The sequence below is a fragment of the Nocardia transvalensis NBRC 15921 genome, assembly GCF_000308875.1.
Lineage (GTDB): Bacteria > Actinomycetota > Actinomycetes > Mycobacteriales > Mycobacteriaceae > Nocardia > Nocardia transvalensis.
On the sequence record NZ_BAGL01000066.1, the window covers coordinates 28,855 to 50,426 of the forward strand.

Sequence of the window (21,572 nt, forward strand, 5' to 3'; positions counted from 1 at the left end):
GGCTAGCCGGACGTCTCCTCCGAGGCCGCGGACCAGCTCGGCGCGGCGGTCGTGAGAAATTCGGCCAGTTCCTCCGGACCGGGCAGGTTCGGCGGCTTGATGGTGCGGCCGGTGCGCACGTAATGGAATGCGGCGTCGATCTTTTCGAGCATCTCGTGCTCGTCGGCGCCGAGCCGCCCGGCCAGCAGGCGGGCCCACGCCAAGCGGTACACGGCCAGCTGCATCGACACCGCGGCCTCCTCGGCGCGGGTCGGCTCGGCGCCGGTCTTCCAGTCCACCACCAGCCAGCGGCCGCCGGGTTCGGCGAATACCGCGTCCATGCGGCCGCGAATGAGCGTGCCCGCCAACGACGTTTCGAAGGCGACCTCGACCTCGGCGGGATTGCGGTCGGCCCACGGCGAGGACAGGAACGACTCCTGCAACCGGACCAGATCGGCGTCGGCACCGCCACTGTCGGCGGCGCCGGGCAGTTCGTCCAGCCCGAGCAGCCGGGTCGAGCCGAACCACTGCTGCAGCCACGCGTGAAACGCGGTGCCGCGCCGCGCGAACGGGCTCGGCGGATACGGCAGCGGCCGCCGCAGCCGCGCCGCCAGCTTCGCCGGATCGGCCCGCAACTCCACCAGCGCCGTGGCGGGCAACTGCCCCGGCAACTCCACCTCCCGCACCCCGTCACCGGCAGCGAAATGCTCCGACAGCAACGCATCGACATCAGCCGCCCAGCCCTCGGGATCATCGTCCGCCGGCGATGAGTCCTTGTGCTCCCCACGGGGTTCCTCGACCGGACCGGGCGTCTCGTCCGCCGGATCACCGAACAAGGACAGCTGCCCGCCCGGCTCCCCCGCGTACTCGGCGAAGGTCTCCTCGCCCGCTGCCCGGGCCGCGTCGTTCTGCGATGTCTCGCCCAGCGGCGACCCGTCCGCCGCGGCACCCTCGTCGTGTCGTGGATCCGGTTCGGGGGGAAGGTCTTTCAGCGCGGCCCGGACCAGATCGGCACCCTCCCGCACGGCGGCGCGACGCCTGCCCAGGGGGTCGCGGGGCCACTGCGCGGAGGCGGGGTCGTCGGTGAAGGGGTTGACCGCGTCGGTGGCGGGCGGGTCGGCCCACAGGTCGATGCGGACGGCCGCGCCGAGGGCGGAATCCGGGTGCTCCACAGCGTGTTTCAGGTCGAGCAGGAAGTCCGACGGGCCCTTGGGGGTCGAACCGGTTTCCGCCCAGTGGTGGGCCGAGACGAACAGGACGCGTTCGGTCCGGGTGAGCGCGACGTAGAACAGGCGGCGCTCCTCGTCGAGCCGCCGGCGGTTGAGGGCGTCCTTGTGCTGTTTGATGGCGCGATCGAGATCGCTGCGGTCATAGAGGTCCGAAAGATCCAGGACGGGAACGCCGTCCGCGGAGTCGCGCTGCCGGTCGCCGCGCAGGGTGGTGGGCAGCTCGGCGAGCGCGCCCAGCCAGGTCCCGGCGGCGGTGCCGGACGGGAACACACCGCGCGCCACGTGCGGGACGGCCACCACCTCCCATTCCAGGCCCTTGGCGGCGTGCACGGTGAGGATCTGGACGCGGTCGCGGGCCACCTCGACCTCGCCGGGCTCCAGGCCGTTCTCGACCTCCTCGGCGGCGGCCAGGAACGTCAGCAGTCCGGGCAGCGTCGCGCGGTGATCGCTGGTGTAGTCGGCGACGACCTCGGCGAAGGCGTCGAGGTGTTCGCGGCCCGCGCCGCCGCCCGCCGACGCCCGCCGGGCCTGGGTCTCCACGCCGACACCGATGGTGCGCTCCACATCGGCCACCAGTTCCGGCAGCGATTGACCACTGCGCTCGCGCAATGCCGCCAGTTCCCGGCCGAGGTCCACGATGCGTGCGTACCCGTCGTCCGAATACTGTTCCGCCGCACCGGGATCGGCGATCGCGTCGGCGAGTCCGGCCCGTTCGGCCGGTTCCGGCGCGACCGTGCGCAGCGCCTCGGCCAGGCCCGCCGAATCGGTGATGGCGGCGGCCTGTTCGGGCGGCCGCGTGATCGACAGGTCGCGGGCCCGGCGGGCCAGCGCGGCCAGATCGGAGACGCCCAGCCGCCAGCGGGCGCCGGTGAGGATGCGCACGGCGGCGCTGCCCGCGGCCGGATCGGCGATGAGCCGCAGGGTGGCGACCACATCGGCCACCTCCGGCGTGGCCAGCAGGCCGCCGAGTCCCACGATCTCCACGGGTAATCCGCGCTCGCGCAAGGCTTCCGCGAGCGGCGCGGCATCGGCATTGCGCCGCACCAGCACCGCGGACGTGGGCGGCGGCACACCGGCGTCGGCGCGCGTCTCCCATTCCGCGGCGATCCGTTCGGCCACCCACTCCCGTTCGGCCGCAACGGTTTCGGCCAGCGCCAGCGCCACGGTTCCGGCGTCGGCCCCGGGCCGCGGCCGCAGCGCGTCGACGGTCACCCCGCCCTCGACGTCGCGCAGCGGCTCCGCCACCAGATTCGCCAGTTCCAGGGCCTCCGGCGGATTGCGCCAGCTGGTCAGCAGCGGCAGTATCGGCGCGGGAACGCCGGGCGCGCTGGGAAAGTCGGTGGCGAACCGCGGCAGGTTGGCCGCCGACGCGCCACGCCAGCCGTAGATGGACTGCATCGGATCCCCGACCGCAGTCACCGCCAGCCGCTGCCCGCCCTCCCCGAGCCCACCCACCACAGCGGGATCGGCACGCGCGCCTCCGAGCACCGAATCCGCACCGCCACCGAACCCGTACGCGGCCTCCGGCTGCGCATCGGTACCCGAGCCCTTCTGCGCGACGGGACCCGAACCCTGTTGCGCAGCCGGACCCGAACCCTGTTGCACGACCGGACCCGAACCCTGTTGCACGACCGGACCCGACCCCTCTTGCGCAGCCGGACCCCAACCCTCTTGCACAACCGGACCCGAACCCTGGTGCGTATCGAGACCCGAATCCTCTTGCGCATCGGGAACCCGATCCTTCTGCGCGGCAGCAGAATCGGATCCCTGCGCATTGCCCAGGTCGCCGAAGAGGGCCGCCAGCAGGATGCGCTGGGCATGGCCCGTGTCCTGGTACTCGTCCAGGAGGACCAGCCGGAAGCGATCGCGTTCGGCGATACCGACCTCGGCGTGCTCGGCCGCCAGCCGGGCGGCCAGCGACATCTGGGCGCCGAAGTCCAGCGCGCCGCGCCGGCGCAGTTCCTCACCCAGCCGCCGCACCAGCGGGAGCAGCGCCACCCGCTCGTGCTGCACGGCGAGTATGCCCAGCAGCTCCTGGCTCGGGCCGCCGCGCTGACGGGGACCGCGGGGCAGGGTGAGGATCAGCTTCTCGAGTTCGGTGTGCGCCTCGGCGAGCTGTTCGGCCTCGACCAGATGCTCGGCGAGCTGTCCGGACAGCGCGAGAACGGCCTCGGTGACCGATACCGGGGTGCGGTCGGTGTCCAGGTCGCCGTCCCAGCCGGTCACCACCCGGTGCGCGAGCTGCCACAGCTGAGTCTCGGTGAGCAGGGTCGCATTGGGTTCGACCGGCAGCAGCAGGCCGTGCTCGCCGAGCAGCCGCCCGGCGTAGGAGTGGTAGGTGCTGATCTCCGGCTCGGAACCGGTCAGCCGGGCGCGCAATCGGCCGCTCGGATCGATCTCGCGCAGCAGGGGCGCACCGGCGAGCCGGGCCAGCCGGGTGCGGATGCGAGTCGTCAACTGCTGCGCGGCTTTCCGCGTGAACGTGAGGCCCAGCACCGCGTCCGGGGCCACGAGACCGTTGGCGACCATCCACACCACGCGCGCGGCCATCGTCTCGGTCTTGCCCGCGCCCGCGCCCGCGACCACCAGCGTCGGGCCGGGCGGTGCGGCGATCACCGCGGCCTGTTCGGCGGTCGGCGGCGGCAGGCCGAGCGCCTCCGCGAGTTCTTCCGGCGTGACGGGCCCACTCATGTGTCGGTCACCTGCCGTCCGGTGTCCTGGACCGGGCAGCTGCCCGAGACCGAACAGTGCCGGCAGCCGTCGTTGCGCATGGCGAGATAGCTGGGCCCGCGGGTGGCGCCGGCCGCCTGGTGGATGGCGTCGCGCCACTGCTCGACGCCCTCCGCGTCCAGCGCGCCCTGAAGGCGCTGGGCGGCACCCTCTTTCGCGCTCGGCTTGGCGACGTAGACCAGGCGCGCGCCGCCGGGCTCGGCATCGGGCGAGCCGTCGTCGAGCGCGCCGGCGGCGGCTGCCACCTGATAGGTCGCCAGCTGGGCGTGGTCCTGCGCGGCCTGTTTGGAGATCGGCGTCTTCCCGGTCTTGACGTCCACGATCACGAAGCGCCCGAAGGCATCTCGCTCGACCCGGTCGACGCGACCGCGGATCCGCACCGCGTACTCGTCCGGCCCGCGGGCGGGCAGCACGCAGTCGACGGGCACCTCGACGCCCATCTGGGTGAGTTCGGCGCGGGTGTTGTGCAGCCAGGCCAGGAACGTGTCCAGCATCGTTTCGGTGCGCCGCAGATCCTGCCGGGAATGCCAGCTGGTCGGGCCCGTATCGGCCGCGGTCGGGTCGACGGCCTTCCACGCCCGCGCCAGCGCCTGCTTGACCTGCGCCTCCGATACCTGACCGGCCAGCGCCTGCACCAGCGTGTGCACCAGGTTGCCCTTGACCGCGTACGGGTTGTCGCCGTCGTTGCCGCCGTGGCGTTCCAGCGCCCAGCGCAGCGGGCAGGTCTGCAGCAGTTCGACCGTGGACGGGGACAGCGCGACCGGGCCCTCCGCCTCGCCCCACAGCGGCAGCTGCGAGCTGAGTTCGGCAGTGCCGTACCAGTCGTCGGGGTGCGCCCCGCGCACACCCGCGCGCGCCAGCCGAGCCAGCTCCCGGGCCGCGCGCTCCCGCCGCCCCGGCTGTTCCTCCACATCGCAGACCACACCGCGCAATTCGGCGATCAGCGCCTGCATGACCAGGGCGCGGCCGGGATCGATCGGCGGCGGGATGCGGCCGGGATCGCCCGGATCGGCGGTCTCGTCGAGTTCAGCGAGAAATCGCGACGGCACCAGATCCCGGTCGCCGCTGACCGATTCGACCGCCGTCACCAGCAGGGAGCGGCGGGCGCGGCTGCACGCGAGCAGCAGCAGCCGCCTTTCCTCCGCCAGGATCGGCGCGGCGCGGCTCACCCGCTCGCCGGAATCGACCACGCCCGCAACGAGATCCACCATGTCCTCGACGCCGAGCAGGGTGCCGCGCGGACGCAGGTTGGGCCAGATCCCCTCCTGCACCCCGGCGACGGCGACCACATCCCATTCGCGACCCGCCGCGGCGTGCGCGCTCACGATGGCGACGGCGTCGTTCCGATCGGTCAGGGGCGCGGAATCCTGCGGGATCTCCTGCATTTCCAGGTATTCCACGAATCCCTCGACGGAGGCGCGCGGGAGCCGGTCCACGAAGGCGGCCGCCGCGTCGAACACACCCACCGCGGCGTCCAGATCCCGGTCGGCCTGCATGCCGACGGCCCCGCCCCGCTCCGACTGCCCCACCCAGCGCCGCTCCAGATTCGACGCGGTCCACAACCCCCACAGCACATCCTCGACCCCCGCCCCGCGCTGCGCCGCCCGCCGCGCCCGCCCCACCGCCTTCAGCACCCGCCGCAGGGGCGCGGCCTCCACCTCGGTCAGCCGATCCAGAATGGTGAAATCCCCCACCCCGGTGATCAGGTCCCGCAAGACCTCCGCCGACGACTTGTCCAGCTCCGCCGAGTACACGGAATCGACTGCCTCCCAGGCGAAGTCGTCGTCCACGGCACTCCCGCGCCGCACCGCCGCAGGCCCCTCGGATTCGGCCTTCCCCTCCGACCCTGCTCGGAGGCCCTCGTCCGCCCCACGATCCTCGCTGCCCTGCGCCTGGCCCGGTTCCGCGTCTCCCCCGGCCGCCTCCCACGGGTCGTCGGCGGGCCGGGGCTTGCCGCGTTCGAGGATGGTGCGGCGGACGCCGCGGCGGAGGCGGCGCAGGGCGATCTGGTCGGCGCCGCCGAGGGGGCCGGACAAGAGGTCGAGGGCGTCGTCCTCGGTGAACAGGTCGGGGCGGGGGCGGTCGGCGGCGAGCAGGGCGCGCAGTGACAGGAGCATCCACGCGGCGCCGCGACGGCGGGCCAGCGGGACGTCCGGCTTCGGTTGCAGGACAGGCACTCCCGCCGCGAGCAGGGCGCGCCGCAGCGGGGCGAGCGAGAGCGGAACCGAACGCACGATCACCGCCATCCGCGACCACGGCACGCCGTCGGTGAGGTGCGCGCGGCGCAGGTGGTCGGCGATCAGCGCCGCCTCCTTCGCCGGTGTGGTCAGCACCCGCACTCGCACATCTCCCGGATGGTCGCTATCGGATTCCTCGGTAGCCGTGGCGTTCTCACGACCGTCGAACCGATGCGGGGCGCTCCCCGGCAATCGCGCGGAGATGCGGGCCACGGCCTCGTGCACCGCCCTCGCACCGCGGCGGTCGACGCCCAGCACGATGCGCCGCTCGGCCGCGGTCTCCAGATCGGCGACGAACCGGGCGTCCGCGCCGCGGAAGGTGAAGACGGACTGATCCGGATCACCGGCCACCACCGTCGTCGCCGCGCCCGCGCCGATGGCCCGAACCAGTTGCGCCGCCAGCGGATCCAGATGTTGCGCGTCGTCGACGAGCAGGCAGCGGATGCGATCGCGCTCCTCGGCCAGCAGGTCCGGATCCAGGGCGAGCGCGTCCAGCGCCGCGCCGACCAGTTCCGCCGCGTCCAGGGCGGGCGCGCTCGCCTCGGGCGCCTCCACGCCGACCGACCAGCGCAGCAGCATCGACTGTTCGTAGCGCTCCGCGAAACGGCCCGCCGCCACCCATTCCGGGCGGTCCTGGCTCTGCCCGAGGTCGATCAGATCCTCCGGCCCGAGGCCGCGCTCGGTGGCGCGCAACATCAGATCGCGCAATTGCTCGGCGAACCCGACGGTCCCCAGCGCCGGTTGCAGCCGCTGCGGCCACCACTCGGTATCGCCGCCGTAGCCCTCCTGAATATCGGCCAGCTCGCCGCGCAGCATCTCGCGCAGCACCACGTCCTGTTCGGCGCCGGTGAGCAGCCGGGGCGGCGGATTGCCGTGCGCGGCGGCGTGGCGGCGCACGATGGCGAAGGCGTAGGAGTGCACCGTGCGCACCAGCGGCTCCCGCGTCGCGCCCGGCACGCCGCCGAACCGGTCGGCCAACCGCCGGGTGACGGCATTGCGCACATGCAGCGCCGCCTGTTTCGAATGAGTGAGCACCAGCACCGATTCCGGATCGGCGCCGCCGGAGATCCGGTCGGCCGCGATATCGGTGAGCAGCGCCGTCTTACCCGTCCCCGGGCCGCCGAGTACCTGCCACGGCCGCCATCCGGCCTCCGCGGCAACACCGGTGAACAGCGGTCGGACCTCGGCGCCCCATTCTCGCGCCCGGGTGGCCGGCTCGCCGCGACGCACCAATCGCACCGAGTTATCCGATCGCATCACAGCCGCTATTTCAACAGACGCCCCCGACAGAAATTGCGCCCCGGCAGCAAACTGTGCCGCTCATATCGGACGTATCCGGCCCGTGATAGGGATCCCGCCCGACCGTTATCGGCGACACACCGAATTTCTACGAAACACCGCGGGCCGTCCACCGGGCTTATTCGAACATATTGTCGAATTACCGCAGCGCCTCCCACCGCACACCGGACAACCGGACGGGTCGCCGCGGCCACGCGGCCTCGCAACCACGGCCGGATTAGGGTTGGATCGAGATATGCGCGCCCTCTACCACGAGAACCTGCGGCAGCTCACCGAGCTGCTCCACGCCATGTGCCTGCGGGACCGGGCCGCCGTCGAGGCCGCGACGGATGCCGTGGTGAACGCGAATATCGAACAGGCCGAGGCCGCGATCGATATCGCCGCCGAGGTGGAGACCATGCAGCAGTCGGCCGAACAGGAGGCGATACGGCTGCTCGCGCTGCAATCGCCGGTGGCCGGTGAGCTGCGGCAGGTCGTGACCGCCATCCAGCTGACCGGAAATCTGCAGCGCATGGGCGCCCTCGCCGGTCACATCGCGACCAGTGCGCGCCGCCGCCACCCCGGTCAGGCGATCGTGGATTCGGTGCGGCCGCTCGTCGCCCGCATGGGCTCGACCGCGGCGGATATCGCCACCAGCGCCGCCGACGTCCTCGATTCCGGCGACCCCGCCGCCGCGGCCACCCTCGACAGCCAGGACGACGCCATGGACCGGCTGCACGAACGGCTGCTGGCCACCGTCCTGGACCACGAGTGGGACGCGGGCATCACCACCGCGGTCGACGTCACCCTGCTCGGCCGCTACTACGAACGCTTCGCCGACAACGCGGTCGAGGTCGGCCGCCGCACCATCTTCCTGGCCACGGGCGAGACCGCCGAGAACTGGACCCCCGACCTCTAGTTGGCGCAGTCGGCGTAGCCGTCCTCAGTCCGCGCACGGCCGGAGCGAAGGCGGAGGTACGCCTAAGCCTCAGCCCGTCCAGGCCCGGGTCACCCGGCCGTCGCGCACCTCGAAGTTCAGCCTGTCCGCGCGGTACTCCAGGGTGATGATCGCCCCCGGCGGCAACGACCGCACCGTCTGCCAGCCGCGTTCCCGCGCCCGCCGCTCGGCCTCCGCCGCGGCGAGGCCGACATACGCGGCCGGATCATCCTGGGACTGCGGAACCGATGCCATGCGACCACGCTAGCCCCCGCCTACGGCGAGGGCATGGAGGAACAGCCGGGCATGTGGAGGACAGCGAGGGCATGGAGGAACGGCCGGGACATGTAAGAAGGCGGGGCATGTGTCCGAACGGGACGGGCATGTGTCGGGGCGACCCGGCACAATGGTCGCGTGTTCGAACTCCATGTCCATCGCTATGGTCCGGCCGACGGTCCGCTCGTCCTCGCGCTGCACGGGCTCACCGGGCACGGGCGCCGCTGGGAGGCGCTCGCCGACCAGCTGCCCGAGGTCCGGATCGTGGCGCCCGATCTGCGCGGGCACGGGCGGTCCCCGGCGCTGCCGCCGTGGACGTTCGAGGACGTGGTGGAGGATGTGGCCGGTCTGCTGGACGGCGCACCGGCGGTCGTGGCCGGGCACTCGTTCGGCGGCGCGGTCGGAATCCATCTCGCACAACGGTATCCGGAGCTGGTCCGGGGCCTGGTCCTGCTGGATCCGGCGATCGGGCTGCACCCCGGCATGATGCTCGACATCGCCGAGAGCATGCTGGCCGCGCCCGACTACCCGGACCGCGAGGCCGCCCGCCTGGACAAGCTGGAGACGGCGTGGGCCGACGTCTCCCCCGAACTGCTCGAGGCCGAACTCGACGAGCACCTGGTTCCCACCGCATCGGGCCGGGCCGGCTGGCGCATGAATCTGCCCGCCATCGTCTCGTATTGGGGCCAGCTCGCCCGCCCCGCCGTCCTGCCGCCCGCCGACCTGCCGACCGTCCTGGTCCAAGCGATGAAGTCGCCGTTCGTCACACCCGAATTCCGCACTGCGCTCACCGCCCACCTGGGCGACCGCCTGACCGTCCACGAATTCGACTGCGACCACATGGTGGCCCAGGCCCGCCCGGCCGAGACGGCCGCCGTCCTGCGCGCGGCGCTCTGACATGCCCACCACCGACGCCGAGATCGAGCGGGTCCGCGACCTGGTCGCCGCGATCCCGCCGGGCCGGGTCGCCACCTACGGCGATATCGCCGCGGCGGCCGGGCTGTCGACGCCGCGCACGGTCGGCTGGATCATGCGCACCGACGCCGCCGACCTCCCCTGGCACCGGGTCCTGCGCGCGAACGGCACCCCGGCCCCGCACCTGGCACACCGCCAGCTCCGGCAGCTGGCCGAGGAGGGCTGTCCGGTCCGCGGCGACCGGGTCGACCTCGCGGCCGCCCGGCACCGCTTCGAATAATCCGGCGGCACAAGCCGAGCGAACCGGCCGACCGCACCGAAAATGCGCCGCCGGTGCCGGTCCGGAGGCTACCGTGGAATCATGTCCACCCGTCTGGCGTGCGTGGTGTTCGACGCGGTCCGGCCGCGGGCCGTGGCCCGGTTCTGGGCCGAGTTGCTGGGCTGGGAGGTGGTCCTCGACCGTCCCGGCAAAGTCGACGTGGCCGCGACCGATCCGGACGCGCACGACGTCGCACTCACCTTCCTGGAGACGCCCCAGCCCAAGTCGGGCAAGAACGGCATCCATCTCGACCTGGCCACCCGATCGCTGGATCATCAACGCGTGCAAGTGGATCGAGCACTGTCGCTGGGCGCGCGGCACATCGATATCGGGCAGGGCGACGTACCGTGGACCGTCCTCGCCGACCCCGAGGGCAACGAGTTCTGCGTGCTGGAGCCGCGCGAGCAGTACGTCGACACGGGCGCGATCGCCGCGATCGTGATCGACACGCGCGACCCGGCCCGGCTCGCCCGGTTCTGGTCGACGGCCTCGGGCTGGCCGGTGACCCACGACGACCACCGCTTCGCCGGCATCCGCTCGGTCACCGAACAGGGACCGTGGCTCGAGTTCCTGCGCACCCCCGGCGGCGGGCAGGTCCCCGGCAGCCGGCGATTACACCTGGACCTGATCCGGTTCCCCTCCGACGACCCCGACGAGGAGGTCGCCCGGCTGCGCGCCGCCGGTGCGACTCCGGTGCGGCCCAACGCCTCTCGCACGGGCGGGCCGCCGCCCATCATGGCCGATCCGGAGACCTACGAGTTCTGTGTGCTGCCACCGCACGACGAATAGCCTCACCGGCGGCCGTCACCGCATGGTGAGCGCGACCCGACGAACTACGATCGGCACCATGACCGACCTACCGGGCAGCGGCTCGTGACCGACGCCGACGCGATCGTGCTGGCGGGCGGCCGCGCCACCCGGATGGGCGGGGTGGACAAGCCCGCGATCGTGGTCGGCGGCCGCTCGATGCTGGACGCCGCCCTGACCGCGGTCGCCGCGTGCGCCCGCACGGTCGTGGTCGGCCCGCACCGCCCCGAACTCGCCCCGGAGGTGCGGCAGGCGCAGGAGATTCCGGCCGGATCGGGCCCGGTCGCGGCCATCGCCGCCGGACTGCGGTCGCTGGAGGAGTGCGATTTCCCCGCCGGTCTGGTGGTCGTCCTGGCCGCCGATATGCCGTTCCTGACCACCGCCGCGATCGACGACCTGCTCCGCCACGCCGCCACCTCCGATGCCGACGCGGTCTTCGCGGCCGACGAATCGGGGCGGCCGCAGTATCTGGTCGGGGTGTGGCGGCGCGGGGCGCTGCTGGCCGGCCTCAACCAGCTGGACTCGGTGATGAACCAGCCGATGAAGGCGCTGGTCCCGGTCGACACCCTGATGGTGCCGCTGCCCGGCGTGGCCGATTGCGATACTCCCGACGACGTCCGGCGGGCCCGCGCGCACGCCGCGCCGCTGACTCTCGACGAGGCGCGAACAGTGGTGCGCCACAATCTATCCCGTCTCCCGGTCCGGCAGGCGGCCCTGCCCGCGGCGCGCGGCGGGGTCCTGGCGGCCCCGCTCACCGCCGCCGAGGCGCTGCCCCGGTTCGACGTATCGGCGATGGACGGCTACGCGGCGTCCGGGGACGGCCCCTGGCAGCTGCGGCACGATGTCGGATTCGCGGGTGGTCAGCGCCCGGTCGGCCTGCTGCCCGGCGAGGCCGTCCGCATCGCCACCGGTGCGCACGTCCCCGAGGGCACCACGACGGTCGTCCGCGACGAGTTCGTCGCCGCCGGAGCGGACGGCGTGCTGCGGCGGATTCCGGACACTCCGATCCGCGACGACGTGCGCCGCCGCGGCGAGGACTGGCAGCCCGGGGATGTCGTCGCGCCCGCGGGCACCCCGGTGTCGGCGGCGCTGCTGTCGGTGGCGGCCGCCGCCGAGGTGACCACGGCCGCCGTGCGCGGTCCGGTGCGGGCGCGCATCGTCATGACCGGCGACGAGATCCGCAGCGAGGGCCCGCTGCACACCGGCCAGACCCGCGACTCGATCGGGCCGGTGCTGCCGGATCTGCTGGCGTGGTGCGGGATTCACGCCTCGGACCGCGTCCACCTGCGCGACACCCCGAACGGTTTCGACGAGGTCCTCGCGGCCGCCGCCGACTGCGATCTCCTGGTGGTGGTCGGCGCGACGGGCGGCGGGGCCGCCGACCAGCTCCGCGACGCCCTCGACCGCACCGCCGCCCGAATCCTGGTGCACCGGTTGCGCATGCGCCCCGGCGGCTCCACCGTTATTGCCGAAACCAGCAGCAACACAACGGTTCTCGGCCTCCCCGGCAACCCCTTCGCCGCGGTCGCCACCCTGCTGGCGCTGGCCCCCGCCATCGTCGACGGCCACACCGGCCGCCTCCCCGCCCGTCCCACGCTCGGCCCCCTCCGCAACGCCGCCGAGATCTCCGGCCCGGCGCCGCGCCTAGTCCCCGCCCGCGCCCACCCCGACGGCGGCTGGCACGGCGACCTCCACATCCGCACCGCCCACCTGGCCGGCCTCCTCAACCGCGACGGCCTGGTCATCGTCCCGCCCGACGCCCCCGACGGCACCCAGGTCGAATTTCTCCCGCTGCCCAGCTGAACGGGCAAGGTGGCGTTCTCCGTTCTCCTCGCTGAGCCGAGGGGGTTGCGCACGGTGCCCGGGGTCGGCAGTCTAGAACGCGTTCTAATTCTAGGAGGACGCATGACCACACCCGGAAAGCTCGTCACCGCCTTCTGCGCCGAATGGGGAACGGGCACACCCGAATCCATCGCCGAGTACTTCAGCGACGAGGCCGTGTACCACAACATCCCGATGGAGCCGCTGGCCGGGAAGGCGGCCATCCTCGAGTTTCTGCGGGGGTTCATCGGCGGATTCGGGAATATCGACTTCGTGGTGCACCATCAGGCCGAGGTCGGGAACACCGTGCTCAACGAGCGCACCGACCGGTTCAGCATCGGCGACAAGAAGGTCGAGTTGCCCGTGATGGGCACGTTCGAGGTCCGGGACGGCAAGATCGTAGCCTGGCGCGACTACTTCGATATGGCCCCGTTCGCGGCCATGCAGCAGTCGTAGCGGCCCGCCGGGTCTCGGCGAATAACCCACTGATCACCTGCCGGACACCTGGCGATGGCAGCGTGGCGGCGTGCGGGTCGACACGGATACGGAGGCCGCGGGCCGGGCGGAGTGGTTCCATCGCTGGTGCGAGGTGGTGGCGTCCCGGCTGCCGCTGGGATTGGACCGCCTCGTCCCCGCGACGTTCCTGGGCTTCGCGTTCATCAACGGCTGCACGTTCGCCATCGATCTGATCCTGCTCACGGCCCTGCACGGCTGGTTCGGCATCGGCCTGCCGATCGCGGTGACGGTGGCCTACGCCTGCGCGTTCGGCCTGAGCTATCTGGCCAATCGGACGCTGAACTTCCGCTCGCACGCGGCCGTGGGCCCGCAGGTCGCCGTCTACATCGTGGTCGTGGTGATCAACTACCTGGCGTTCATCCTCGGCGTCTCCAGCCTGCTCAGCGCCATCGGCGTCGAGTATCACCTGGCACGGATAGTGGCGGGCGCGTGCGAGGCCGTCTTCATGTACGGCGCCATGCGCTGGGTGGTGTTCCGGCGCTGACAGCAGGATGTCACGCGCCGAGCGGCAGCGCCGGGCGATCGTGGCGGGCCGGGTCCGGAATCGGCACCGCCGCCAGCAACCGCCGGGTGTAGTCCTCCCGCGGATCCCCGAAAACCGCGGCGGGCGTCCCGGTTTCGACGACCGATCCGGCCCGCAGCACCACCACCCGGTCGGCGACCTGGTGGACGACGGCCAGGTCGTGGCTGATGAACAGGCAGGCGAAGCCGTACTCCGCACGCAGATCGGCGAAGAGGTCGAGGACCTGCGCCTGCACGGAGACGTCCAGGGCGCTGGTGGGTTCGTCGGCCACGAGTAATCGCGGAGCGAGCGCCAGGGCGCGGGCCAGCGCCACCCGCTGCCGCTGTCCGCCCGACAGCTCACCGGGCCGCCGTCCGGCGTAATCGCCCGGCAGCCGGACGGATTCGAGGAGCTGCGCGACCTTGGCGCGCACCAGCGATCCGCTCGCCACCCGATGTACTCGCAGCGGCTCGCCGATCGAATCCTCGATGGTGCGGCGCGGATCGAGCGACGCGGCGACATCCTGATGGACGAGGGCGACGTTCTTGCGCAGCCCCCGGAGTTCCCGCCCGCTCAGGCCGCGCAGCGACACGCCTTGCAGCACAACCTCCCCCGAGTGCGCGGGCACCAAGCCCAGCGCCGCCCGCCCGAGAGTGCTCTTGCCGGAACCGGATTCACCGACCAGCCCGATCACCTCGCGCGGCGCGACCGCCAGCGATACGTCACGCAACGCCCGGAAGCGCTTACCGCGGCCGCCGTAGACCACCGTCAGATCCCGCAGCCGCACCACGGGTTCGGACGCCTCCGGCACGGTGACCTCCGGCTCGGCGGGACCGGCCCCATCGGGCAGTCGCGGGACCGCGGCCAGCAGCGTCCGCGTATAGGACTCCCGTGGCGTCGCGAACAGCTCGCGCACCGGCCGCTGCTCGACGACCCGGCCACCGCGCAGCACCACGACCCGGTCCGCGATCTCGGCGACCACGCCCAGGTTGTGGGTGATGAACAGGACGGCGGTGCCCTTGCGCCGCTGGAGATCTCGCAACAGGTCCAGGATCTCGGCCTGCACCGTCACGTCCAAGGCCGTGGTCGGTTCGTCGGCGATGAGCAGATCCGGCTCGCCCGACAGCGCCAGCGCGATGACCACCCGCTGCTTCTGACCGCCGGACAGCTGATGCGGATACCAGTCGACGCGCCGCTCCGGCTCCGGAATGTCCACCAGCCCCAGCAGTTCCACCGCCCGCGCCCGGGCATCGGCCCGCGAGATCGGCCCGTGGGCCCGCAGCGCCTGCGCGATCTGGGTCCCGATCTTCTGCACGGGATTCAGCGCGGTCTGCGGTTCCTGGAACACCATGGCCGCGCGAGTTCCCCGCACACCGCGCAGCGCGTCCTCGCTTGAGCCGACGATCTCGGTGCCGTCCAGCAGGACCGAACCGGTCGCCCCCGCACTGTCGGGCAGCAGGCCCAGCACCGCGCGGGCGGTCAGCGATTTGCCCGATCCGGACTCCCCGACCAGCGCGACCACCTCGCCGCGCCGGACCTCGAGAGCGACCCGGTCGACCACGGTGCGCGATCCGAAACGCACCGTCAGCTCGCGGATGTCCAGTACCGGATCGTTCCCGTCACTCATGCGATCCTCCTCGCCCGGCCCAATCCCTGGGCGATCAGCAGAAATCCGAGCGTCAGCCCCGCGACCACGACGAGCGGTCCGACGGCCATCGCCGGATTCGCGTCCATATTCGAGATCGATTCGGCGATCACCGATCCCAGCGACGGCTGCGGCGGCCGCACCCCGAGCCCGATGAAACTCATCGCCCCGTCCACCGCGACGGCGATCGACATCGACAGCGCCAGTTGCACCGCCAGCGGTTCGAGCACATTGGGCAGCACGTGTTTGCGCACCGTCCACCAGGTGCCCGCGCCGATCACCTCGGCGGCCTCGACGAACGCCTGCTCGCGCACCCGCAGGATCGCGGTGCGGATCTGGCGGCCGAACACCGGGACCTCGGCGGCCACGATCACGATGACCACCGCGTGCGCCCCGGGCCCGGTGATCGCGGCCAGCGCGATGGCGAGGATGAGCGCGGGAAAGGCGAGCACCACGTCGAAGACGCGCTGCGCCACGGTGTCCACCGCCGCGTTCACCCCGGCCAGCAGCCCGATCGCCGATCCCAGCACCGCGGCCAGGGGTACGGCGACGAAGACGATGAGCAGGTCGACACGCAGTCCGTGCAGCACCCGCGCCAAGACGTCGCGATTGAGTTCGTCGGTGCCGAGCCAGTGTTCCGCGGTCGGCGGCAGCAGGTTCGCGCCGGTGATCTGCGTGACCGGATCCTGCCGGCTCAGCACCCCCGCGAACAGGCCCGCCAGCACGATGACGCCCACCAGGATCAGCCCGGCCAGCCCCTGCCCGCGCAGCAGCGCGTGGCGCGCGTCACCGGAAACCTTTGTCGCGGAGCCCGTATCGCCTATCACCGCGGTCATGACCGTCCTCCGATCCGGATCCGCGGATCCAGCCACGCGTGCACGATGTCGGTGAGCAGTTGCAGCAGCACGAATACGGCCACCGACAGCAGCAACAGCACCTGCACCACCGGATAGTCGCGGCGGTTGATGCCCTGCTCGATGAGCTGCCCGATGCCGGGCCACGCGAAGATCGCCTCGACGAGGACCGCGCCGCCGAGCAGGTGGCCGGTCTGGATGCCGAGCGCGGTCAGCATCGAGGGCAGGGCATTGCGCAACGCGCCGCGAGTGACGATCTGCCACTGCGAGATTCCCTGCGACCGCGCGGTCAGCACATAGGGTTTGCCGAGTTCGGTGCGCAGCGCCTCGGTGAGGAACCGGGTCAGCGCCGCGCCCACCGGCAGCGCCAGGCATATCGCCGGCAGCAGCAGGTACTGCACGGCGATATCCGGCCGCGCCACGAAACCGTCCGGCGGCACGCCGCCCGCGGGCAGCACCGGAATCACGACGGCGAACAGGAGCGCCAGCAGCACCCCGGTCACGAAGGTGGGCAGCGCGACGGCCACGGTATTGGCGGCCGCGATCACCGCGTTCAGCCACCGGTTCGGCCGGACCACCGAGGCCACACCGAGTATCAGGCTCACGACGACCGCGAGCAGCAGCGCGGCCGCCGTCAGCACCAGCGTATTGGTCAGGCCCTGGGCCACCAGGTCGGAGATCTGCCCGCCGAGGACGTAGGACCGGCCGAGGTCGAAGGTGGCCAGGCCGCCGAGCCAGCTCAGGTACTGCGCGGGAATCGACCGGTCCAGCCCCAGCTGGTGCCGGATCGCCTCGATGGTCTGGGGCGTCGCGTCCGGCCCGGCCAGGGTGGTCGCCGGATCGCCGGGAACGAGGCGCATCAGCAGGAAGATGAGCACCGACGCCAGGAACAGCACCAGTGCCGCGGAGGGTAAGCGGCGCAACAGATATCGGGTCACGATACGAATGCCTCCGTGAGCAGGGTCTCGCGGCGTTTGGTCCAGCCCACCCCGTGCACCCGCTTGGACGCGGCGACCTGGTTGAGCCGGACACCGATCTCGATGAGGAACAGCCCGTCCAGCAGCTGATCGCTGACCGCCCGATACGCCGAGACCGCGGCGGCATCCGTACCACCGGTGCGCTTCCAGGCGGTGTCGGCGGCGGCGACATACGCGGGCGACTCGTAGTGCGAGGCGTTCTTGCGCGCGTTGAACGGGTAGGCGCTGACGGTCAGCGTCGAGGGGACGAACTGCGCCCACGAGTGGTCGGTGACCCACAGCCCCGGAAACTGGCCGCCGATCAGCTTTTTCACGAAGGTGGCGTCGTCGTTCGGGTCGAGGGTCACGTCGATGCCCACCTCGGCGAGGTTGGACTGCACGATCTGCGCGGTCGCCCCGTACGCCGGGACGCTGGTGTTGTAGGACAGCGGGATCTCCGGCGGCTTCCCCACCTGCGCCACCAATTCCCGTGCCTTGTCGAGGTTCCGGGAGTATTTGGTGTTGCGGGCCTCGTCGTACGCGGGAGAGTTCTTGGGCCACGGCACGTTCAGCGCGTATCCGGCGCCGCGGTACACCTCGTCGATGATGCGGTCGCGGTCCAGGGCGTAGGCGACCGCCTGCCGCAGCCGCACGTCGGCCAGCGCCGGATTCTGCACGTTCACGCCGACATACATCTGGAGTTCCGCGCCGTCGTAGGTGATCGACTTGAATCCCGGCCGCTTGGCGAGGTTTTCGATATCGCGGGGATTGAGCCCGTGCGCGAGCCCGATCTGCCCCGACCGCAGGGCGTTGAGCTGGGCCTGGCTGTCTGGAACGACCGAGAATTGCACCCGGTCCAGATACGGCCGGTCGGGAACCCAATAGTGATCGTTGCGCTCGAAGGTCAACTGGCTGTTCGGAATCCGGTCGACGAACCGGAAGGGCCCGGTGCCGACGAAGGCGTCGCCGGTGGCCAGCTGCCCGATCGTCTCCCGATCCAGCATCGGCGCGGTGTCCAGCAGGTCGAAGATATTGCCCAGCGGAGACGCGAACCGCAGCACGATGCGATGCGGGGCGCTGGTGTCGTAGCCGGTGATGGCCGCGGCCGTACTCTTCAGCTGCGCCGACCATTTCGGGTCGGCATAGGTGCGCAGCGCGAATTCGACATCGGCCGAGGTGAACGGCCGCCCGCTGTGGAAGGTGACGTCGTCGCGCAGGTCCAGGGCCAGCGACAGGCCGTCCGGCGCCAGGCTCCACGACTTCGCCAGCAGCGGTTGCGGTTCCAGCCGGTCGTTCGGGTAGCGGATGAGCGATTCGTACACCAGGCCGATCAGCGCGGGCGTGGTCGCGGTATTGGTGAGGATGTTGGTCGGGACGATATCCCACGGCGTGCCGACCTTCAGGGTGCCGCCGCGAACGGGAGTGGCGTCGTCGCCCACGGCATCGAGTTCACGCACCGCCGACGTGCACCCCGACAGGCCCGCGCCACCGGCGATCGCGAAGGCGACGAGACCCGCCCCGCGCAGGAAGGTACGGCGGCTCGCGGCGCCGGGTGGTGAACTCATAGCTGGATCCTCGAAGTACGGGAGAACGCGCCGGTGCGGCATCAGTCACGCACGAGACGGCGACAGCACGACGGGTCGCCCGGCCCGCTTCGGGGCGCGCAGGGCCGACTCGTGTGCATGATCGTCACGGTAACCGGCCCGAATCCGCCCGGCACCGGTTGCGCGCACCCTGCGCGAAACCCTGGCGACAGGTATCCCGGTACGGTTTCGCTGGACCGATGCCTGTGCCTGACCACGCCCGCGGCTACGACGACTTCGCCGGAACGATCGGCCGGACCACCGCGGACTCCACGCCGCGGTGGACCTACCCGCCGGCCGCGCCCGCCGGTGCGCCGAACATCATCGTGGTGCTCGTCGACGATATGGGCTTCAGCGATATCGGCCCGTTCGGGTCGGAGATCGAGACGCCGACCCTGGACCGGCTGGCCGAGCGCGGCATCCGGCTCACGAACTATCACACCACGCCGCTGTGCTCGCCCTCGCGGGCGGCGCTGCTCACCGGAATCAATCCGCACCGTGCGGGTTTCGGTTTCGTCGCCAATGCCGATCCGGGCTATCCGGGGTTGCGGCTGGAACTGGCCGACGACGTGCTGACGCTGCCGGAGATCCTGCGGGCGGGCGGCTACGCGACCTACGCGGTCGGCAAGTGGCATCTGGTGCGCGATGCCACCATGAACCCTGCGGCCCACCGGGATTCGTGGCCGACGCAGCGCGGTTTCGACCGCTATTACGGCTCGCTGGAGGGGTTCAACTCCTACTTCTATCCGAACCAGATCGTCTCCGACAGTTCGGTCGTCGACGTCGAGGCCTATCCCGACGACTACTACGTCACCGACGACCTCACCGATACCGCGATCTCCTATCTGAAGGACCTGCGGGCGCACGACGCGACCAAGCCGTTCTTCCTCTACTTCGCTCATGTCGCGATGCACGGGCCGCTCCAGGCCAAGCAGGTGGATCTGGAGAAGTACCGGGGACGCTACGCCGAGGGCTGGGATCGGCTGCGGCACAGCCGTTTCGCCGAGCAGATCGCCCAGGGCCTGTTCCCGGAGGGGACGCGGCAGAAGCCCCGCAATACCGAGCCGGGCTACGAGGCCCAGGAATGGGACGCACTGCCGGAGGACCAGCGCCGCCGCTTCGCGCGCTACATGGAGGTGTACGCGGCGATGGTCGACAATATCGACCAGAACCTCGGCCGGTTGCTGGACACCGTGGATCGGCTGGGCGAGTTGGACGACACCATCGTGGTGTTCACCTCGGACAACGGCGGCACCGCCGAGGGCGGGCCCGTCGGAACCCGGAGCTACCTGGCGGAATTCGCGCACGTCGACGATCCCGGCTGGGTCGGCGACGTCCCGCACGACGAGGAGCTGATCGGCACCGCGAGGCTCGGCGTGCATTATCCGCGCGGATGGGGGCAGGCCTCGAATACGCCGTTCCGGTTCTACAAGGGGCAGACGTTCGCCGGTGGCGTGCGGGTGCCGTTCGTCGTCTCGTGGCCGAAAGGGTTGCCCGCCGGGGAGATTCGCCGCGAATACACCTATGTGACCGATCTGGCCCCCACTCTGCTGGAGCTGGCCGGGCTTCCGCGTCCCGAGACGCGTAACGGGTTGCCCGCCAAGGATTTCGACGGGGTGTCCGCGGCCGCGGTGCTGCGCGATCCGGAGGCCGCCTCCGACCATGTCGAGCAGTACTCGGAGATGACCGGGCACCGCGGCTTCTACCGCGACGGGTGGAAGCTGCTCGCGCTGCACGAACCGGGCGCCGATATCGACGACCCGCGGTGGCAGCTGTTCGATGTGCGCACCGACCCGACCGAGCTGCACGATGTCGCGGCGCGGTTTCCGGAGAAGGTCGCCGAGCTGGCCCGCGCCTGGGATGAGGCCGCCTGGCGCAATACCGTATTCCCGCTGGTCACCCGCGCGGATCTGGCCCGGCGCCGGCCGGAGGAGGCGCGGCTGTCCGAACCGGTGCGCCTGCTGCCCGGCACGCCGACGCTGGAGCGCTATCGCTCGCAGCGGCTGATCGCCTACCGCGATTTCACCGTCACCGCCGAGCTGGGCGGATTCGCCGGCGGCGACGAGGGCGTGCTGGTGGCGCACGGCGATCCGCAGGGCGGCTATCTGCTCTACGTCGAGGACGACCGGGTGGTGTTCGGATTCAACGCCTACGGCAACCTGGCCACCGTCTCGGCTCCGCTTCCCGCCGGAGCGCGCTCGATCGCCGTCACGGCCCGCGTGCGGCCGAGGCTGCGCTGGGACTTCACCGTCAGCATCGACGGCACGGCCGCCGCCCAACTCCCCGACCAGGTCCAACTCGTCGGCATGGCCCCCTGGACCGGCATCTCCGTCGGCGTCGACGCCCGCGGCCCCGTCGACTGGGACCTCCGCCACCGCCGCGGCCCCTTCCCCTACACCGGCAACCTCATCTCCCTCACCTACACCCCCGGCCCCCTCCAGGTCCCCGGCGACACCATCCGCGCCCTCGAATCCGAATCCGAGTTGATAGCCGAATAGCGCCACCCATCACTCCGCCCCGCAGTCCACCACTCCGCCCCCGCGATCCACCCCACCTCCCACTCCGGCACCCGGACCGCCATCTCCCTGTTTCCGGCATGCTTTTGGCCGGAAACCACAGCCGCACCCCCGAATCCCCACTGAAATCACGCAGACGGATGCAGGATGAGACCGTGCGGCCCCCTCGGCTCCTGCTCCAGGTTGCGGCCGCGGCCGCCGCGGTGGTGTGGACGGCCGCGGCCGCCTGGAGCGTGGCGATCGGGCTGTTCGCGGCAGCGGACACCCGCTGCGGCGCCACCTCGGCGCGGGTGGATATGACCGGCGGCTGGTGGGTCATCGCCACCCTCGCCGTCTGGACCCTGCCGTTCGCCCTGTGCGCCTTCGTCTTCCGCCCCCGCTGGGCCGTGCCCGCCGCCTGGACAGCGGTAATCGTCGACCTGGTCGTGGTCGCGGCAATGTTCGCCCACCCAATCCGTTTCTGCTGGTGAGG

General features: G+C 71.6%; 16 protein-coding genes. 9 read left to right on the forward strand and 7 right to left on the reverse strand.

The window, feature by feature from the left end:
* Positions 1-2 precede the first annotated feature (2 nt).
* Both ON41_RS24535 and ON41_RS24540 read right to left on the reverse strand, forming a co-directional pair.
* Positions 3-3,899 (reverse strand): ATP-dependent helicase, encoded by a 3,897-nt coding sequence (locus ON41_RS24535; RefSeq protein WP_040750116.1) that lies wholly within the window; start codon positions 3,897-3,899, stop codon positions 3-5.
* Complete coding sequence (locus ON41_RS24540) at positions 3,896-7,432, reverse strand: ATP-dependent helicase (RefSeq protein ID WP_040750117.1); 3,537 nt, start codon at positions 7,430-7,432, stop codon at positions 3,896-3,898. Before ON41_RS24540 ends, ON41_RS24535 begins: the two co-directional genes overlap by 4 nt.
* Before the next feature lie 277 nt (positions 7,433-7,709).
* Here ON41_RS24540 and phoU point away from each other — a divergent pair, with 277 nt between their 5' ends.
* The gene (phoU, locus tag ON41_RS24545) at positions 7,710-8,372 is read left to right on the forward strand and encodes a phosphate signaling complex protein PhoU (RefSeq protein ID WP_040750118.1); all 663 of its coding nucleotides are present in this window, start codon (positions 7,710-7,712) and stop codon (positions 8,370-8,372) included.
* Positions 8,373-8,441: 69 nt separating this feature from the next.
* On the opposite strand, the gene ON41_RS24550 is transcribed toward phoU, so the two are convergent.
* The gene (locus ON41_RS24550) at positions 8,442-8,645 is read right to left on the reverse strand and encodes an I78 family peptidase inhibitor (protein ID WP_040750119.1); all 204 of its coding nucleotides are present in this window, start codon (positions 8,643-8,645) and stop codon (positions 8,442-8,444) included.
* A 159-nt stretch (positions 8,646-8,804) separates the two neighbouring features.
* Here ON41_RS24550 and ON41_RS24555 point away from each other — a divergent pair, with 159 nt between their 5' ends.
* The 6 genes from ON41_RS24555 (at position 8,805) to ON41_RS24580 (ending at position 13,528) form a co-directional block, all read left to right on the forward strand.
* The gene (locus ON41_RS24555) at positions 8,805-9,563 is read left to right on the forward strand and encodes an alpha/beta fold hydrolase (protein WP_040750120.1); all 759 of its coding nucleotides are present in this window, start codon (positions 8,805-8,807) and stop codon (positions 9,561-9,563) included.
* Between the two features lies 1 nt (position 9,564).
* Positions 9,565-9,861, forward strand: coding sequence for an MGMT family protein (locus tag ON41_RS24560; protein WP_040750121.1), 297 nt, complete (start codon positions 9,565-9,567; stop codon positions 9,859-9,861).
* 81 nt (positions 9,862-9,942) lie between these two features.
* Positions 9,943-10,689 carry a VOC family protein gene (locus tag ON41_RS24565; RefSeq protein ID WP_040750122.1) on the forward strand — a complete coding sequence of 249 codons (747 nt, stop codon included), beginning with the start codon at positions 9,943-9,945 and terminating at the stop codon, positions 10,687-10,689.
* An 84-nt stretch (positions 10,690-10,773) separates the two neighbouring features.
* Complete coding sequence (locus tag ON41_RS24570; RefSeq protein WP_040750123.1) at positions 10,774-12,510, forward strand: NTP transferase domain-containing protein; 1,737 nt, start codon at positions 10,774-10,776, stop codon at positions 12,508-12,510.
* Positions 12,511-12,612: 102 nt separating this feature from the next.
* Positions 12,613-12,984, forward strand: a complete 372-nt coding sequence (locus ON41_RS24575) for a limonene-1,2-epoxide hydrolase family protein (protein ID WP_040750124.1) — start codon at positions 12,613-12,615, stop codon at positions 12,982-12,984.
* Between the two features lie 70 nt (positions 12,985-13,054).
* The gene (locus ON41_RS24580) at positions 13,055-13,528 is read left to right on the forward strand and encodes a GtrA family protein (protein WP_040750125.1); all 474 of its coding nucleotides are present in this window, start codon (positions 13,055-13,057) and stop codon (positions 13,526-13,528) included.
* 10 nt (positions 13,529-13,538) lie between these two features.
* On the opposite strand, the gene ON41_RS24585 is transcribed toward ON41_RS24580, so the two are convergent.
* The 4 genes from ON41_RS24585 to ON41_RS24600 are packed head-to-tail and all read right to left on the reverse strand — an operon-like array spanning position 13,539 to position 18,566.
* Positions 13,539-15,173 (reverse strand): dipeptide ABC transporter ATP-binding protein, encoded by a 1,635-nt coding sequence (locus ON41_RS24585; protein WP_040750126.1) that lies wholly within the window; start codon positions 15,171-15,173, stop codon positions 13,539-13,541.
* On the reverse strand, positions 15,170-16,027 hold the full coding sequence (locus ON41_RS24590; RefSeq protein ID WP_040750127.1) for an ABC transporter permease: 858 nt from the start codon (positions 16,025-16,027) through the stop codon (positions 15,170-15,172). Before ON41_RS24590 ends, ON41_RS24585 begins: the two co-directional genes overlap by 4 nt.
* A complete protein-coding gene (locus ON41_RS24595) occupies positions 16,024-16,983 on the reverse strand; it encodes an ABC transporter permease (protein ID WP_040750128.1) in 960 nt (319 codons plus the stop codon). The genes ON41_RS24590 and ON41_RS24595 overlap by 4 nt, the downstream gene beginning before the upstream one ends.
* Complete coding sequence (locus ON41_RS24600) at positions 16,980-18,566, reverse strand: ABC transporter substrate-binding protein (protein ID WP_040750129.1); 1,587 nt, start codon at positions 18,564-18,566, stop codon at positions 16,980-16,982. Before ON41_RS24600 ends, ON41_RS24595 begins: the two co-directional genes overlap by 4 nt.
* A gap of 218 nt (positions 18,567-18,784) precedes the next feature.
* On the opposite strand from ON41_RS24600, the gene ON41_RS24605 reads away from it, so the two are divergent.
* Together ON41_RS24605 and ON41_RS24610 are read left to right on the forward strand one after the other, a co-directional pair.
* The gene (locus tag ON41_RS24605) at positions 18,785-21,082 is read left to right on the forward strand and encodes an arylsulfatase (protein WP_040750130.1); all 2,298 of its coding nucleotides are present in this window, start codon (positions 18,785-18,787) and stop codon (positions 21,080-21,082) included.
* Positions 21,083-21,255: 173 nt separating this feature from the next.
* Complete coding sequence (locus tag ON41_RS24610) at positions 21,256-21,570, forward strand: hypothetical protein (protein WP_157185612.1); 315 nt, start codon at positions 21,256-21,258, stop codon at positions 21,568-21,570.
* Positions 21,571-21,572 lie beyond the last annotated feature (2 nt).

Bases quoted from the DNA above. Each gene is read 5' to 3' on its own strand.
- ON41_RS24550 (WP_040750119.1), bottom strand. From the start codon at position 8,645: ATGGCATCGGTTCCGCAGTCCCAGGATGATCCGGCCGCGTATGTCGGC.
- ON41_RS24590 (WP_040750127.1), bottom strand. From the start codon at position 16,027: ATGACCGCGGTGATAGGCGATACGGGCTCCGCGACAAAGGTTTCCGGT.
- ON41_RS24585 (WP_040750126.1), bottom strand. From the start codon at position 15,173: ATGAGTGACGGGAACGATCCGGTACTGGACATCCGCGAGCTGACGGTG.
- ON41_RS24535 (WP_040750116.1), bottom strand. From the start codon at position 3,899: ATGAGTGGGCCCGTCACGCCGGAAGAACTCGCGGAGGCGCTCGGCCTG.
- ON41_RS24540 (WP_040750117.1), bottom strand. From the start codon at position 7,432: ATGCGATCGGATAACTCGGTGCGATTGGTGCGTCGCGGCGAGCCGGCC.
- ON41_RS24565 (WP_040750122.1), top strand. From the start codon at position 9,943: ATGTCCACCCGTCTGGCGTGCGTGGTGTTCGACGCGGTCCGGCCGCGG.
- ON41_RS24605 (WP_040750130.1), top strand. From the start codon at position 18,785: ATGCCTGTGCCTGACCACGCCCGCGGCTACGACGACTTCGCCGGAACG.
- ON41_RS24600 (WP_040750129.1), bottom strand. From the start codon at position 18,566: ATGAGTTCACCACCCGGCGCCGCGAGCCGCCGTACCTTCCTGCGCGGG.
- phoU (WP_040750118.1), top strand. From the start codon at position 7,710: ATGCGCGCCCTCTACCACGAGAACCTGCGGCAGCTCACCGAGCTGCTC.
- ON41_RS24575 (WP_040750124.1), top strand. From the start codon at position 12,613: ATGACCACACCCGGAAAGCTCGTCACCGCCTTCTGCGCCGAATGGGGA.
- ON41_RS24560 (WP_040750121.1), top strand. From the start codon at position 9,565: ATGCCCACCACCGACGCCGAGATCGAGCGGGTCCGCGACCTGGTCGCC.